The organism is Roseburia sp. 499, from assembly GCF_001940225.2.
In the GTDB taxonomy this organism is placed as follows: domain Bacteria; phylum Bacillota; class Clostridia; order Lachnospirales; family Lachnospiraceae; genus Petralouisia.
The window spans coordinates 1,321,791-1,336,660 of the sequence record NZ_CP135164.1; the positions used below are offsets into that span (position 1 = coordinate 1,321,791).

The following is a 14,870-nucleotide window of genomic DNA, read 5'->3' on the forward strand; positions in this document are numbered from 1 at the left end:
AAATACATGAAGGTCTGGCAGCATTTTAAGACAATCAATCATCATAAGTATCTAGTTATGAAAGGATGCTTTCGGGTGGGGCTTTATAAACAGGGACTATTGCACGATATGTCAAAATATACGCCCACAGAGTTTTTAGTAGGGTGCAAATATTATCAGGGAACAGCCAGTCCAAATAATCGAGAAAGGGAAGAACGAGGCTGTTCCAGCGCATGGTTGCACCATAAAGGAAGAAATAAGCATCATTTAGAGTATTGGATTGATTATGGTGTGGGAACAGACAAAGCCATGGTGGGAATGAAGATGCCTTTAAAATATGTGGTGGAGATGTTCATTGACCGAGTAGCAGCATCTAAAAATTATCAGAAAGAAAAGTATACGGATGAAAGTCCGTGGAACTATTATGCTCATGGTAAAGGACATTATATGATACATCCGGATACGCAAGCGCTGTTAGAAAAACTTCTGCGGATGCTAGCAGAAGAGGGGGAAGAAAAAACCTTTTCTTATATTAAGAATGTTTTGTTGAAACAAAAAGACTATTAAAAGTTAAAACAAAATTATATAAATTGATTTGTCTCTGAATCATAGCAGTAGTCGATAGATGCCAGAGTGTCTGTTAATTCGGGAAGAGAGATATTAAGACTCTTTCCGAGTTCTTCCAGAGATGGATAAAAGTCACGCAGTTGTGTGTTGATGTAGCTTAGTAGAATAACAGGGTCTTTTGGTATCTGATTCATGATTTACCTCCGTAGTCAAATCGTTTATTGATGTAGCATAGTATACTCCCATTAAAAGTAGTTTGCAAGAAAACAAAAAAAGAATTTCAGAGTGGAAAGGCACTTCATGGCTTGATTTTTCATAGAATGTAATAAATCAGCTTAGAGGTGCTTTTTTGAAAACTTTTTTAATGCCATTAAATGCAGAGGAAGAAACATATTATTTGAAAAAAATGAAAGAGGGCGACCTTGAAGCTAAATATACTCTGATTGAACGAAATTTGAGATTGGTAGCACATATCGCCAAAAAATATCAGAATTCAGAGGAAGATATGGAGGATTTGATTTCCATAGGGACGATTGGATTGATTAAGGCAGTATCTACTTTTAATCATGAGAGAGGAAACCGCCTGGCAACCTATGCAGCAAGGTGTATTGACAATGAATTATTGATGTATTTTCGCGGGAAAAAGAAAACTTCAAGAGAAGTATCCTTGTATGAACCCATAGGAACGGATAAAGAGGGAAATCAGATTAATCTTATGGATGTGGTGGAAAGCCAAGAACGTGACATTTTTGAAACAATTGAATTAAAAGGGAACAGCAAGAGGATTTATGAGATGATACCAAATGTGTTGGGAAGTCGGGAACAAAAGATTATCGAAATGCGTTATGGACTATACAATAAGAAACCGGTGACACAGAGAGAGATTGCGGATAAGATGGGAATTTCACGTTCCTATGTGAGTAGAATTGAAAAACGGGCATTGGAGAAACTAAGAGCCTGTTTTGAAGAGTGAATGGGAGAGGCATTGCCAAAAGGGAGAAAGCATGGTATGATGAATTTATCTTTTTATCTTAGGGCACATCAGCCCATGATTCCCGTAAGCTAGCACAAAGGGAGGCATTTGTGTATAGTATTGTATCTACCGCAAGTATAAGCGGAATTGAAAGTGTTTTAGTACAGGTGGAAGCTGACGTATGTGATGGCATGCCTGTGTTTGAAATGGTAGGTGAACTTTCTACAGAAGTAAGAGAATCCAAAGAGCGGATTCGTGCAGCAATCCGTAATGCAGGAATTAGGTTGGCACCAAAGCGGATTACCATAAATCTGTATCCGGCAGATTTGAGAAAAAGTGGTACTGGATTTGATTTGCCTATTGCACTTTCTGTATTAGCAGCTTATGGATATATTTCGGCAGAATGTTTAGAAGAAACGGTATTTGCCGGAGAAGTTAGCCTGAATGGTGATATACACCCGATTGATGGGGTTTTGCCTATGGCAATGGCAGCGAAAAAATCCGGTAAAAAGAGAATTTGTATTCCGGAGGCAAATGCAAAAGAAGCAGCTATGGTAGGAAGTGTTGAGATATTACCGGCAAAGAATCTTAGCCAGGTCATTACAATGTTGCATAATCCGGATAATTTTAAAATGGCATATAATATAGAAGAAACGCATTCTGTGAAAACAGAAAGAGAATACGATTTTCAAAAAATACGCGGACAAAAAGTGTTAAAGAGAGTGTGTGAAATTGCCGCAGCAGGGAGACATAATCTTCTGATGCTTGGACCGCCTGGTGGTGGAAAAACAGCTGCGGCAAGAGCTATTCCAGGAATTTTGCCACAGCTCGCAGAGGAAGAGGCATTAGAACTTGCTAGAATCTACAGTGTCAGTGGATTATTCGGAAAGAGGGAGAAAAAATTAAGAGAAAGACCTTTTTGCCATCCGCACCATACCATAAGTGTGGCGGGAATGGCAGGTGGCGGAAAAATTCCCAAGCCGGGAGAAATCAGTCTTGCACACAACGGAGTATTATTTTTAGATGAAATGACAGAGTTTCAAAGAGCAACGCTTGAGGTATTACGTCAGCCATTAGAAGAAGGAAGGATACATCTGGTGCGAAATAATGGGACATACTCTTATCCGGCGGATATTATGCTGGTAGCGGCAATGAATCCCTGCAACTGCGGATATTATCCTGATCGAAATAAATGTACCTGTACACCTGCCATGATACGTCGACATTTGCAGAAAATCAGTCGTCCGCTTTTAGATCGAATTGATTTGTGTGTAGAAGTGCAAAAGCCAAGAATACAGGAACTGACTGGAAGAACAAAAGAAGAGTCCTCTTATGAAATCAGTTTACGTGTAGAAGAAGTGCAAAGAATCCAGAATCTACGGTATTCAGAAAGTAGTATTCGCTATAACAGCAGAATTCCGGCAGAGCAGATAGAGTATTTTTGCCCAATGCATCAGGAAGCAAAGGATATGTTAGCAGAAGCATTTGAAACTATGGAATTAAGTGTCAGAGGTTATTATAAAGTAATACGGGTAGCCAGAACGATAGCAGATTTAGAAGGAAAAGAGCGAATAGCTAGTCAGCACATTGCTGAAAGTCTTATGTATAGAAATATTGATGGAAGGGGATGGATAGGCAGTGATGTATAAAAGATGGCTAGGAGGAATTTTCGGGATATCTGCAACGAAGAAAATTGCCTTGGAGGAGCAAGTAGGAGATGCAAAGGGGATATATGATATGGATAAAAGCACACTTGAAAAAATATCTTTTCTGACAGAAAAAGAGTGCGACATATTAGTGGAAAGCAAACAGAAAAATCTCCGGAAAGAATGGGAAGAACAGGAAAGGAAGGGGATTTCCTTTGTTTCTTTTTGGGAAAATGGATATCCTAAGAGGTTGAAAAATATATATCAGGCACCCTATGGTCTTTATTATCATGGAAAATTGCCAGAGGAAGAGAAGGGAGCAGTGGCATTAGTGGGGGCACGCAACTGTTCGGAGTATGGAAGAACAGTTGCCAAAAGAATAGGATATCTTATGGCAGAACGGGAGATAGAGGTGATTAGTGGAATGGCATCCGGAATTGATGGAGCGGCCCAATGGGGGGCACTGAAAGCGCAAGGAGCAACTTATGGTATTTTAGGATGTGGTGTCGATGTCTGCTATCCGAAGCAAAATCAAAGTTTGTACGAAAAAATACCCGAAAAAGGCGGGGTTATCAGCGAATATCCACCGGAAACTATGCCAAGACCTGCTTTTTTTCCAAGTAGAAATCGAATTATTAGCGGAATGGCCGATGCTGTTATTATAGTAGAGGCAAGAAAAAAGAGTGGCTCTTTGATTACCGCAGATTTTGCATTAGAACAGGGAAAAGAAATATATGCGGTTCCAGGAAGGATAGGAGACAAGTTAAGTGAAGGTACAAACCGCCTGATTCAGCAAGGCGCTGCGATTTTTACGGGGGAAGAAGAAATGCTGCGGGAAATGAATATGCTGACAGACAAAGAGACCGTTTTTTCAAAAAAAACAGGAAAGGCACTTGAAAAATTAGAAAGGTTGGTGTATAGTTGTGTGGATTTAACCCCGAGAAGTTTAGAAGAGTTAATGAGAAATACAGGTCTTTCTCTGGGAGAAATAATAAGAATTCTCAATATATTAAGGGAAAAAGGCTATATTTCAGAAGTATATAAGAATTATTTTATTCGTACGGATATATAGTTTGAATAAAATAATGGGGAAAGGTTTAAAGGAGTAGGCACATGGCGAAATATCTTGTGATTGTGGAATCACCGGCAAAAGTAAAAACGATTAAAAAATTTTTGGGAAACAATTATGAAGTTGCAGCATCGAACGGACATGTCAGAGATTTACCAAAAAGTCAATTGGGAATTGATGTAGAACATGATTTCGAACCCAAATATATTACAATCCGTGGAAAGGGAGATATTCTGGCAAAACTGCGTAAGGAAGTGAAAAAGGCAGATAAAATATATCTGGCAACGGACCCTGACCGTGAAGGAGAGGCTATTTCATGGCATCTCTCAAAAGCATTAAAGCTAGAAGAGAGAAAGAATGTATATCGTATCAGTTTTAATGAGATTACGAAAAATGCGGTAAAGGCATCTTTAAAACAGGCAAGAGAGATTGATATGAATTTGGTAGATGCCCAGCAGGCAAGACGTATGTTGGATCGTATGGTGGGGTATCGTATCAGTCCACTGTTGTGGGCGAAAGTAAAGCGCGGATTGAGTGCAGGTCGTGTGCAGTCAGTAGCACTTCGTATCATCTGTGATCGAGAAGAAGAGATTAATGCATTTATTCCGGAGGAATATTGGAGTCTGGAGGCCCAATTTGCTGTTCCGGGAGAAAAGAAATTGTTAAATGCGAAATTCTACGGCAATGAAAAAGGAAAAATGACAATTGGTTCTCAGGAAGAGCTAGACTGGATTCTAGAAAGCTTGAAAAAAGAAAATTATCAGGTGCTAGATGTGAAAAAAGGAGAGCGTGTAAAAAAAGCGCCTCTGCCATTTACCACAAGTACTTTACAGCAGGAAGCAGCAAAAGCGTTGAATTTTTCTACGCAAAAAACAATGCGTTTGGCACAGCAGTTATATGAAGGAATTGACATTAAAGGTCAGGGAACCGTAGGTTTGATTACCTATCTGAGAACTGATTCCGTGCGTATTTCAGAAGAGGCAGATTTTGCTGCAAGAGAGTATATTCAAAATGCTTATGGTGAGAAATACACTTCCAGTAAAGAAGAAAATGCGAAAAAGTCAGGTGCAAAGATTCAGGATGCTCATGAAGCAATTCGTCCTTCTGATATCACCAGAACACCGGTTATGGTAAAAGAATCTTTGAGCAGAGATCAGTTCCGTTTGTATCAGTTGATATGGAACCGATTTGCAGCAAGTCGTATGAGCAGTGCCGTGTATGAGACCACTTCCATTAAGATTGGGGCAGGAGAATATCGGTTCCATGTGTCTGCGTCTAAAGTGGCGTTCGAAGGATTTATGTCTGTCTACACCAGCGAAGATGATGAAAAGGGAGAAAATAATCTACTGTTGAAATCCATAGATACCAATACAAAACTAACATTGAACGGATTGGAAGAAAAACAGCATTTTACTCAGCCACCGGCACATTTTACAGAAGCGTCACTGGTAAAAACTTTAGAAGAGCTTGGAATTGGACGTCCAAGTACTTATGCACCTACAATTACTACACTATTGGGTAGACGTTATGTAGTAAAAGAGAATAAAAATCTTTATATTACAGAATTGGGAGAAGCTGTTAATAATATTATGGTAGAAGCGTTTCCGGTTATTGTAGATGAACGGTTTACGGCTAATATGGAATCTTTGTTGGACAAGGTGGCGGATGGAGCCATTCCTTGGAAAACAGTTGTCAGCAACTTTTATCCGGATTTGGAAGAGGCGGTACAGGCTGCAGAAAAGGATTTGGAAAAGGTTAAGATTGAAGATGAGGTAACGGATGTTATCTGTGATTTGTGTGGCAGAAATATGGTGGTGAAATACGGACCTCATGGAAAATTCCTGGCATGCCCGGGATTTCCGGAATGCAGAAACACCAAACCGTATTTAGAGAAAATTGGTGTAAACTGTCCGAAGTGTGGAAAAGAAGTAGTATTAAAGAAAACCAAAAAAGGAAGAAAATACTATGGATGTGAAGCAAATCCGGAGTGTGATTTTATGTCATGGCAGAAACCTTCCGGTGAAAAATGTCCGGAATGTGGCGGATATATGGTAGAAAAAGGAAATAAGTTGGTGTGTGCAGATAACCAATGTGGATTTGTGAAAGAAAAGCAAAAATAGTGTGATAATAATGGAGAGAAAACGGGAAAAGGGCAAGAAAGTTAGAAAACTTGTTGAATTTCTGCGGAAAAGGTGGTAAAATACAAAAAAGTTTTAAATTTTATAATGCTGAAATAGGAGGTATATTATGAGCGTTCAGTTGTTGGACAAAACAAGAAAAATTAATAAACTGTTGCATAATAATAATTCCTCGAAAGTAGTCTTTAATGATATTTGCGAAGTATTAACGGAGATTCTTGAATCTAATATTTTGGTTATTAGTAAAAAAGGAAAGGTACTGGGAACAAGTACCTGTGAGGGAACCGAAGAAATTACAGAGCTGATTGCTGACGAGGTAGGAGGTTTCATTGATCCATTATTAAATGAACGTCTTCTTGGTATTTTGTCTACGAAAGAAAATGTAAATCTGGAAACATTAGGATTTGTTTCGGAGGATGTGAAAAAGTATCGTGCAATTATCACACCGATAGATATTGCAGGCGAACGCCTAGGAACCCTTTTTGTATATCGTCTGGAAAGACAGTATGATATTGATGATATTATATTGAGTGAATATGGTACTACAGTAGTTGGGTTGGAAATGATGCGTTCTGTAAATGAAGAAAGTGCAGAAGAGAGCCGTAAGGTTCAAATTGTTCGTTCTGCGATTAGTACACTTTCTTTTTCGGAATTAGAAGCCATTACCCACATTTTTGATGAAATGGATGGCAAGGAAGGGATTTTGGTAGCAAGTAAGATTGCTGATCGTGTTGGAATCACCAGAAGTGTTATTGTCAATGCGTTACGCAAATTCGAAAGTGCCGGTGTTATTGAATCCCGTTCTTCCGGAATGAAGGGAACCTATATTAAGGTTTTGAATGATGTAGTGTTCGATGAATTGGAAAAGGTAAAAAAACAGAATATGAATCATAACTAGAATATGAGACTGGAGATTTATAGCACAACTGTAAATCTCCTTTTTATATACAAAAAAATCCATACTAAACTCCATATCCTTTTGATGGCAATTGTGTATGGAGGTCCATAGTAGATAAGAAAAAAAGTATGGTGTATAATCTTACCGCAAATTGTGTTTGATTTGACAAAAAACTACAATATCGTGTAAAAAAACAGAAAAAACACTAAAAAATACTTGCAAAATTGTATAGATAATTTATAATAAAATAGAGTAGGGTAATGGTACTAAGTACGAAAGGAGTAATGGGATGTTTAGCAGTGATATTTATAATTATATCAACGTTATGGATAAAGCAGCAGATGCTACATGGTTAAGACAGACTGCTATTAGTAATAATATTGCGAATCAGAGTACACCGGGATATAAGCGTCAGGATGTGGATTTTGAAGGGACATTGGAGAGGGAATTGAATAAGTCAAAATATACATCTTTGGATAGTAAGGTGAAGAATTTACATTTAAACCATTTGAATGTAGAGACATATACAGATTCATCCAACTATTCTTATCGACTTGATCGAAATAATGTGGATCCTGAGCAGGAATATGCAGAACTGGCATCTGCACAGATTCGATATAGCGCATTGATTGATAGTATGAATAGCGAGTATGCGAGAATAAAGAGCGTTATTAAGTAGCAGATAGCTGAAACAATATAAAATTGGGAGGAATTCAATATGTCATTATTTCAGTCTTTTAATATCAACGCGTCTGGTATGACAGCCCAGCGCTTTCGTATGGATGTCATTTCTGAAAATGTTGCTAACGTAAATACCACAAGAACGGAAAATGGAACTCCATATAGAAGAAAAATTGTTACTTTCGAAGAAAAGGATGTAACATCTTTTAGTAAGGTGTTGGAAAATACCAGAAATGCTTATGTTGGAAATGGAGTAAAGGTATCTAGTGTAAAGGAAGATACAGAATCAGATTATATTAAGAAATATGACCCATCTCATCCGGATGCGGACGAAGATGGCTATGTGTCGTATCCGAATGTAAATATTGTAACGGAGATGACGAATATGATAGATGCAAGCCGTTCCTATGAGGCGAACGTAACTGCATTTCAGACCAGCAAGTCGATTGCTATGAAGGGGCTTGAATTAGGTAAATAATTTGTTAAGGAGGCTTTTTAGATGGATATAACATCATTAACAGGAATTGATTCCAGTTATATTAAAAACGCGGCAATTGAGAGTCAGAATCTCAAGACAGAGGATTCCAGCTTTAGTAGCGTGTTACAGTCAGCAAAGGATATGCTGAATGAGACCAGTGAATTGCAGAATGCTGCGGAAGAAGCGGAAATGCAGTTTATGTTAGGATATGCAACCAATACCCATGACTTGCAGGCGGCTCAGGAAAAGGCGGATATTGCATTGAATTACACAATTGCAGTACGTGATAAAATGCTGGAAGCATATAAGGAAATAATGAATATGCAGATTTGATTTTATGCAGGTAGATGAGTAGGAGAAGCAGATGGACAAGATAAAAGAAATTCCCCAAAAAGTGTTGGAATGGTGGAACAAATTTTCTGTAAAACAAAAGACATTGATTGCTAGTATTGTAGTGTTTGTTATAATTGGATTGGTGGTTGTTGGAAAAATAGTTACTACTCCAACTATGGTGACAATACGAGAATGTGAGAATACAAAAGAAGCAGGCGAGGTAAAGGAACTGCTGGAGAGTGAAGGAATTAGCTATACTACTTCGGATGATGGATTAGTTTTCAAGGTTAATTCAAAAGAACAGGCAGATGCGGCTATTCTATTAGGCGAAAATGGCATACCTGCAACTACATATGAGTTGAGTAATGTATTTGATGGAGGATTTAGTACTACAGAAGCAGACAAGTCCAAGAAGTATCAGTTATATTTAGAAGAACAGATTGCAGAACAACTTCAGGAACTTGATTCTGTAGAGTCTGCGAAGGTGAAACTGAACATGCCGGTAGATGATGGAACGATATTGGCAAATCAGCAGGATACTTATGCAGCGATCACATTATCTCTGAGTGACAAAAATGCGGTTGATGAGGAAACAGCGGCAGGACTTGCTAAATGGATAGCAACTGCGATTGGAAATGAAGATACCAATAATGTTTCTATTATGGATACAGCAGGAAATATGTTATTTATGGGAGCAGATTCCGGAAGTTCTATGGGAACTGCAACTTCTCAGCTCTCTTATCAGAGCAAAGCTGAGAATATTGTGAAGTCAAAAGTAAAAGAAGTAGTACTTGGAACCAGCGTGTACGATAATGTATCTGTTGCCCCAAATTTGGTTATGAGTTTTGATCAGACCAATACAACAGACCATCAGTATTATACAGAAGATGGAGCGGAACATGGACCAATTGATTCTGAAAGTAATTACAGTTCAGAGTCAACAGGAGGAAGTGCAGGAGTACCTGGTACTGATTCAAATGATGACACAACGTATATGATAGAAGATGGTTCAGTATCTTCCCAGACAATTACAGATGAGACAAAACAATATAAGACAAGTGAAAAGATTACAGATACTACGGGAGCAATTGGAAATATCGATTACGATGCCTCTTCTTTGACGTTGGTGGCAACACAGTATCACATTTATGATGAAGATGCACTGCGTGCAAGCGGTGAGCTGGATGACAAGACTTTTGATGAGTTTGTAGCGGAAAATCGTGATAAAGTGAAACTGGATGTGGATCAGGATTTCGTAGAAATGGTATCCCGTGCAACTGGTTTTTCGGAGGATAACATTAAGATTGTAGCATATGAAGTGCCGTTTTTTAATTATTCAGATGGTAGTGGTAAAGGTATTATGGACTATCTTCCATTGATTATCGCGGTAGTGATTATGCTGATGTTGGGATTTGTAGTATTCCGTAGCACGAGAAAAGAACAGTTGGAGGAAGTGGAACCGGAACTTTCTGTGGAATCATTGCTTTCTTCTACAAAAGAGGCACAGGAGACATTGGAAGATATTGGATTTGCGGAGAAGTCTGAAACCCGCATTTTAATAGAAAAATTCGTGGATGAGAATCCAGAAGCGGCAGCTTCGCTGCTTAGAAACTGGCTGAATGAGGAGTGGGAATAAGCAATGGCAGGTAAAACAGAAGAAATGAATGGAGTTCAGAAGGCGGCAATACTGCTGATTACATTAGGACCAGAAAAATCGGCAGCTATTTTCAAACATCTGAAGGAAGAAGAAATTGAAGAGTTGACATTAGAAATTGCAAATACCAGAAGTGTAGCGCCTCAAACCAAAGAAGATATTTTGAATGAATTTTATCAGGTGTGCCTGGCACAGCAATATATTGCTGAAGGTGGTATTGGTTATGCGAAGGAACTGTTGGAAAAAGCATTGGGAGAAGAACGTGCTCAGAATGTTATTTCTAAGTTGACGGCATCTTTGCAGGTACGTCCTTTCGAATTTGTGCGTAAGACAGAGCCAAGTCAGTTACTGAACTTTATTCAGGATGAACACCCTCAGACAATAGCAATGATTTTGTCGTATTTGTCTTCAGGGCAGGCGGCAATGATTATTGGTGCATTGCCACCGGAAAAACAGGCAGATGTAGCAAAGCGTATCGCATTAATGGATCGAACATCACCGGATGTTATTAAGGAAGTGGAACGCGTATTGGAAAGAAAACTTTCTTCTTTAGTAAATCAGGATTACACCATTGTTGGTGGTGTAGATGCTATCGTAGGCATTTTGAATACGGTAGATAGAGCAACTGAAAAACATATTATGGAATCTCTGGAAATTGAAGAACCAGAATTGGCAGATGAAATCCGTAAGAAGATGTTCGTATTTGAAGATATTCTTCTTCTGGATGACAGAGCAATCCAGCGTGTACTTCGTGATGTAGACAATAATGATTTGGGTGTTGCATTAAAGGCGGCGAATGAAGAAGTACAGAATGTTGTCTTTAAAAATATGTCTAAACGTTTGGCAGCCATGATTAAGGAAGATATGGAATTCATGGGACCGGTTCGTATGAAGGATGTAGAAGAAGCACAGCAGAAGATTGTTGGTATTATTCGTAAGCTGGAGGATTCAGCAGAAATTGTAATCTCCAGAGGTGGAGGTGACGAAATCGTTGTCTAATTTGTATAAACAAAGATATGTGGTGACGGACGGAAATGGAGCCAGGATTATCAATTCAAATGCGTTGGTAGCAGAAAAATTAGACGAGTTGGCAAGAAAGACACAGAGCCTGGATCAGGGGATACCTGATAAAGATGGATTTGTAGCTGGTCTTAGCATAGAAGCGGTAGAGGTAATTCCGAAGGAAGAAGCGCTCTCTATGGAAGAAGTGCTAGAACAGAAATCAGCTGAAGCAGAAGAAATTCTGGAAAAAGCAAATGAACAGGCAAAGGAAACTGTGGAGACAGCAAATCAGCAGGCAGAAGCAATTCGCCAGCAGGCGCAGGAGGAAGGGTACAATCAGGGGCTTTCCGAAGGCAGACAACAGGCACAGGAAGAATTGGAAGAACTTCGTCGCCAGATAGATGACGAGAGAAAAGCAATGCAAGAGGAGTATCAGCAGCAGCTAAAGGAATTGGAGCCGATGCTGGTAGGTGTTATTGCAGATGTATTTGAACAGGTGTTTCATGTGCAGTTTGATGATAAAAAAGAAATTTTGATTTATCTGATACAGAAGACAATCCTAGAAATTGAAGATGCAAAGGAATTTCAGGTAAAGGTTGGAATAGATAATTTCACTTTTCTGGAAGACCATATCAATGAGATTCGTGAGAAGGTAGGACAGTCTGTAAAGATAGAAATTATGGCAGATGCCAGCATGAAGGATGGACAATGTGTCATAGAAACAGATTCCGGTGTTTTTGACTGTGGAAGAGATATTCAGCTTGAGAATCTGATAAAGACATTACGTTCCTTAAGTTTGCGAGGATAGATAACGTGGGATATAATATCGAGAAATATCGTCAATTGACAGAACATAAATTTTACAGAAATCTGGGAAAAGTGGTAAAAATCGTAGGTCTTACCATAGAATCAGTAGGACCGAGCGCAAAGCTAAATGACCTGTGTCGTATTATAATTGATCCCAAAGAGGACATTTCCGTAATGGCAGAGGTGGTTGGATTTCGAGATAAGCGATTGCTCCTTATGCCTTATGATAGTGTGGAAGGATTAGGAGTAGGATGTATCGTAGAAAATACGGGGCATCCTTTATCTGTTTCTGTAGGAGAGGAATTGCTGGGACATACTCTTGACGGTATGGGAAGACCAACTGATATTGAAGAATTAATTACGGAAAAAGAATATCCGGTAGAAGCAGCACCACCGGATCCGATGGCAAGAAAAATTATTGATGAAGTTCTGCCATTGGGAGTAAAGGCAGTAGATGGTCTTATTACAGTAGGAAAAGGACAAAGAATTGGAATTTTTGCAGGTTCCGGAGTGGGAAAGAGTACACTGCTTGGTATGTTTGCGCGTAATACCAGGGCTGATATAAATGTAATTGCACTGATAGGAGAACGTGGCCGAGAGGTCCGGGAATTTATCGAAAGAGATATGGGAGAAGAAGGAATGAAACGTTCCGTTGTAATAGTGGCAACTTCTGACCGTCCGGCACTGATTCGAAACAAAGCGGCGAAAACGGCTACAGCTATTGCAGAGTACTTTAGAGATCAGGGGAAAGATGTTCTTCTTATGATGGACTCCTTGACTCGTTTTTCTATGGCTCAAAGAGAGATTGGATTGGCTTCAGGAGAACCACCGGTTACAAGGGGATATCCACCAAGTGTATATTCCGAGATGCCGAAACTTCTGGAAAGGGCAGGAAATTCTGATAAAGGTTCTATTACCGGATTATATACAGTCTTAGTAGATGGTGATGATTTTAATGAACCTATTACAGATACAGCAAGAAGTATTTTGGATGGGCATATCATGTTAGATCGAAAGCTTGCACATAAAAATCATTATCCAGCCATTGATGTATTGCAGAGTATTTCTCGTGTTATGAGTTCTATTGTGAATTCAGAGCATAAAGCGGCAGCAGGAAATCTAAAGAATGTGTTGGCAACTTATCAGGAAGCGGAAGATTTAATCAATATTGGAGCTTATAAGAAAGGTTCTAATAGTAATATTGATTATGCCATTGAAAAAATAGATACTGTAAATGAATTTTTACTGCAGGAAACTCATGAAAAATTCTCCTTTGAAGAAATTGTGGAGAAGTTGGAAGCTTTATTTTAAAAGTAGGGAATGATGTATGGCAAAATTTACATATAAGATGCAGAATATTCTTGATATTAAATATAAGCTAGAAACTCAGGCTAAGACTTCTTTTTCTATCGCAGCAGCGACTCTAGATAAGGAAGAAGAAAAATTGGCAGAATTGAATCTGCGAAAGTGGAATTACGAGAATGAAGCACGAAAACTAGTTGCGGATAAACTCGATTTTCAAGCAATCAAGGTGAATAGGGCAGCTATTGAGAATATGAAAGGTGCCATACGAAGCCAAACATTAGCAGTGCATGTGGCTCAGCGAAATCTGGAAAGTGCCAGAAAACATCTTCAGGAAGTGATGACGGAGAGAAAAACACATGAAAAGCTGAAAGAAAAGGCATTTGATGAATTTAAGAAAGAAATTGAAAAAAACGAAAGCAAGGCAGTGGACGAACTGGTAAGTTTTACCCATAATCATGCCAAGAATGAATAAGGTGGTGAACAGCATGGCAGCAGAAGAAGTAATGGAACAAGAAGAAAAAAGCGTAGATAAAAAGGCAGAGAAGAAAGCCGCCAGAGCAAAGAAAAAGGAAGAAAAAGAAGCGAAGAAAAAAGCAAAGGACGAGGAAAATACAGAAGAAGAGTCTGGTGGAAGTCGCATAGCAGTTGTAGCTGTGACGATTGCTTTTATTGCTGTCTGGCTTGGAATTTTGGTATTGGTAATTAAGACTGATATTGGAGGATTTGGTTCGACTGTGTTACAACCAATTTTAAAAGATGTACCTTATGTGAATAAGATTCTTCCGGATACGGCAGAGGAAGAGACTGTAGATGCGCAGTATCCGTATACAACGTTGGATGAAGCAATTGCCAGAATTAAGGAATTAGAGGTACAGTTGGCAGATGCACAGTCTCAGACGAATGCAAGTTCTGATAACGTAGAACAGTTGCAGTCAGAAGTGGCAAGATTGAAAGAGTTTGAGGAACAGCAAGCAGCTTTTGAAGAGGAAAAAACAAAATTCTACAAAGAGGTTGTATTTGCAGATAATGCACCCGATATAAGTGAATATAGAGCTTATTATGAAAGCATCGATCCCGCCAATGCGGAAATTCTATATAAACAGGTAGTAGAGCAGGAAGAAGCGGATGCCAAAATTCAGGAATATGCAGATACTTATGCTCAGATGAAGCCAAAACAGGCAGCTGCTATTATGGAACAGATGACAGATAATTTGGACTTGGTAGCAAAAATTTTGCAGAATATGGATACGTCTGCTAGAGGTGCTATTCTTGGCGCTATGGATTCGGAGGTAGCAGCCCGAGTTACAAAAATCATGGAGCCTTAAGAATAAATAAAATAA

General features: G+C 38.9%; 16 protein-coding genes. 15 read left to right on the top strand and 1 reads right to left on the bottom strand.

The genetic code is table 11. The annotated features are described in order from the left end of the window. The first annotated feature begins 6 nt into the window (after nucleotides 1–6). On the top strand, nucleotides 7–546 hold the full coding sequence (locus tag BIV20_RS06580; protein WP_075719303.1) for a DUF5662 family protein: 540 nt from the start codon (nucleotides 7–9) through the stop codon (nucleotides 544–546). Between the two features lie 14 nt (nucleotides 547–560). Here BIV20_RS06580 and BIV20_RS06585 read toward each other — a convergent pair whose 3' ends face one another. Continuing rightward, on the bottom strand, nucleotides 561–740 hold the full coding sequence (locus BIV20_RS06585) for a DUF4250 domain-containing protein (protein WP_075719305.1): 180 nt from the start codon (nucleotides 738–740) through the stop codon (nucleotides 561–563). 155 nt (nucleotides 741–895) lie between these two features. Here BIV20_RS06585 and sigK point away from each other — a divergent pair, with 155 nt between their 5' ends. From sigK to BIV20_RS06655, 14 genes are all read left to right on the top strand, one after another. Then, the gene (sigK, locus tag BIV20_RS06590; protein WP_075719307.1) at nucleotides 896–1,519 is read left to right on the top strand and encodes an RNA polymerase sporulation sigma factor SigK; all 624 of its coding nucleotides are present in this window, start codon (nucleotides 896–898) and stop codon (nucleotides 1,517–1,519) included. Between the two features lie 110 nt (nucleotides 1,520–1,629). Beyond that, nucleotides 1,630–3,168 (top strand): YifB family Mg chelatase-like AAA ATPase, encoded by a 1,539-nt coding sequence (locus BIV20_RS06595; protein WP_075719309.1) that lies wholly within the window; start codon nucleotides 1,630–1,632, stop codon nucleotides 3,166–3,168. After that, nucleotides 3,161–4,237 (top strand): DNA-processing protein DprA, encoded by a 1,077-nt coding sequence (gene dprA / locus BIV20_RS06600; RefSeq protein ID WP_083655123.1) that lies wholly within the window; start codon nucleotides 3,161–3,163, stop codon nucleotides 4,235–4,237. Before BIV20_RS06595 ends, dprA begins: the two co-directional genes overlap by 8 nt. 41 nt (nucleotides 4,238–4,278) lie before the next feature. Further along, nucleotides 4,279–6,354: a type I DNA topoisomerase gene (topA, locus tag BIV20_RS06605; RefSeq protein WP_075719313.1), complete on the top strand. Its 2,076-nt coding sequence runs from the start codon at nucleotides 4,279–4,281 to the stop codon at nucleotides 6,352–6,354. 127 nt (nucleotides 6,355–6,481) lie between these two features. Further along, entirely contained in the window at nucleotides 6,482–7,270 is a 789-nt protein-coding gene (codY, locus tag BIV20_RS06610; protein WP_075719315.1) for a GTP-sensing pleiotropic transcriptional regulator CodY, read from the top strand. 289 nt (nucleotides 7,271–7,559) lie between these two features. Next, on the top strand, nucleotides 7,560–7,949 hold the full coding sequence (gene flgB, locus BIV20_RS06615; RefSeq protein ID WP_075719317.1) for a flagellar basal body rod protein FlgB: 390 nt from the start codon (nucleotides 7,560–7,562) through the stop codon (nucleotides 7,947–7,949). A gap of 39 nt (nucleotides 7,950–7,988) precedes the next feature. After that, nucleotides 7,989–8,429: a flagellar basal body rod protein FlgC gene (gene flgC / locus BIV20_RS06620; RefSeq protein ID WP_075719319.1), complete on the top strand. Its 441-nt coding sequence runs from the start codon at nucleotides 7,989–7,991 to the stop codon at nucleotides 8,427–8,429. A gap of 21 nt (nucleotides 8,430–8,450) precedes the next feature. Beyond that, entirely contained in the window at nucleotides 8,451–8,762 is a 312-nt protein-coding gene (fliE, locus tag BIV20_RS06625; RefSeq protein ID WP_075719321.1) for a flagellar hook-basal body complex protein FliE, read from the top strand. Between the two features lie 31 nt (nucleotides 8,763–8,793). Beyond that, nucleotides 8,794–10,398 carry a flagellar M-ring protein FliF C-terminal domain-containing protein gene (locus BIV20_RS06630; protein ID WP_075719323.1) on the top strand — a complete coding sequence of 535 codons (1,605 nt, stop codon included), beginning with the start codon at nucleotides 8,794–8,796 and terminating at the stop codon, nucleotides 10,396–10,398. A gap of 3 nt (nucleotides 10,399–10,401) precedes the next feature. Then, the gene (gene fliG, locus BIV20_RS06635) at nucleotides 10,402–11,415 is read left to right on the top strand and encodes a flagellar motor switch protein FliG (protein WP_075719325.1); all 1,014 of its coding nucleotides are present in this window, start codon (nucleotides 10,402–10,404) and stop codon (nucleotides 11,413–11,415) included. Then, the gene (locus tag BIV20_RS06640) at nucleotides 11,408–12,226 is read left to right on the top strand and encodes a FliH/SctL family protein (protein ID WP_075719327.1); all 819 of its coding nucleotides are present in this window, start codon (nucleotides 11,408–11,410) and stop codon (nucleotides 12,224–12,226) included. The genes fliG and BIV20_RS06640 overlap by 8 nt, the downstream gene beginning before the upstream one ends. Nucleotides 12,227–12,231: 5 nt before the next feature. Next, nucleotides 12,232–13,536: a flagellar protein export ATPase FliI gene (gene fliI / locus BIV20_RS06645; protein WP_075719329.1), complete on the top strand. Its 1,305-nt coding sequence runs from the start codon at nucleotides 12,232–12,234 to the stop codon at nucleotides 13,534–13,536. A gap of 16 nt (nucleotides 13,537–13,552) precedes the next feature. Then, the gene (gene fliJ / locus BIV20_RS06650; protein WP_075719331.1) at nucleotides 13,553–14,002 is read left to right on the top strand and encodes a flagellar export protein FliJ; all 450 of its coding nucleotides are present in this window, start codon (nucleotides 13,553–13,555) and stop codon (nucleotides 14,000–14,002) included. A gap of 13 nt (nucleotides 14,003–14,015) precedes the next feature. After that, nucleotides 14,016–14,855, top strand: a complete 840-nt coding sequence (locus tag BIV20_RS06655) for a MotE family protein (RefSeq protein ID WP_242939796.1) — start codon at nucleotides 14,016–14,018, stop codon at nucleotides 14,853–14,855. Nucleotides 14,856–14,870: the final 15 nt, after the last annotated feature.

What these genes read in the sequence shown, in the direction of transcription:
- BIV20_RS06580 (WP_075719303.1), top strand. Translation starts at nt 7, where the DNA reads ATGAAGGTCTGGCAGCATTTTAAGACAATCAATCATCATAAGTATCTA.
- BIV20_RS06585 (WP_075719305.1), bottom strand. Translation starts at nt 740, where the DNA reads ATGAATCAGATACCAAAAGACCCTGTTATTCTACTAAGCTACATCAAC.
- dprA (WP_083655123.1), top strand. Translation starts at nt 3,161, where the DNA reads ATGTATAAAAGATGGCTAGGAGGAATTTTCGGGATATCTGCAACGAAG.
- topA (WP_075719313.1), top strand. Translation starts at nt 4,279, where the DNA reads ATGGCGAAATATCTTGTGATTGTGGAATCACCGGCAAAAGTAAAAACG.
- codY (WP_075719315.1), top strand. Translation starts at nt 6,482, where the DNA reads ATGAGCGTTCAGTTGTTGGACAAAACAAGAAAAATTAATAAACTGTTG.
- flgB (WP_075719317.1), top strand. Translation starts at nt 7,560, where the DNA reads ATGTTTAGCAGTGATATTTATAATTATATCAACGTTATGGATAAAGCA.
- flgC (WP_075719319.1), top strand. Translation starts at nt 7,989, where the DNA reads ATGTCATTATTTCAGTCTTTTAATATCAACGCGTCTGGTATGACAGCC.
- fliE (WP_075719321.1), top strand. Translation starts at nt 8,451, where the DNA reads ATGGATATAACATCATTAACAGGAATTGATTCCAGTTATATTAAAAAC.
- BIV20_RS06630 (WP_075719323.1), top strand. Translation starts at nt 8,794, where the DNA reads ATGGACAAGATAAAAGAAATTCCCCAAAAAGTGTTGGAATGGTGGAAC.
- fliG (WP_075719325.1), top strand. Translation starts at nt 10,402, where the DNA reads ATGGCAGGTAAAACAGAAGAAATGAATGGAGTTCAGAAGGCGGCAATA.
- fliJ (WP_075719331.1), top strand. Translation starts at nt 13,553, where the DNA reads ATGGCAAAATTTACATATAAGATGCAGAATATTCTTGATATTAAATAT.
- BIV20_RS06655 (WP_242939796.1), top strand. Translation starts at nt 14,016, where the DNA reads ATGGCAGCAGAAGAAGTAATGGAACAAGAAGAAAAAAGCGTAGATAAA.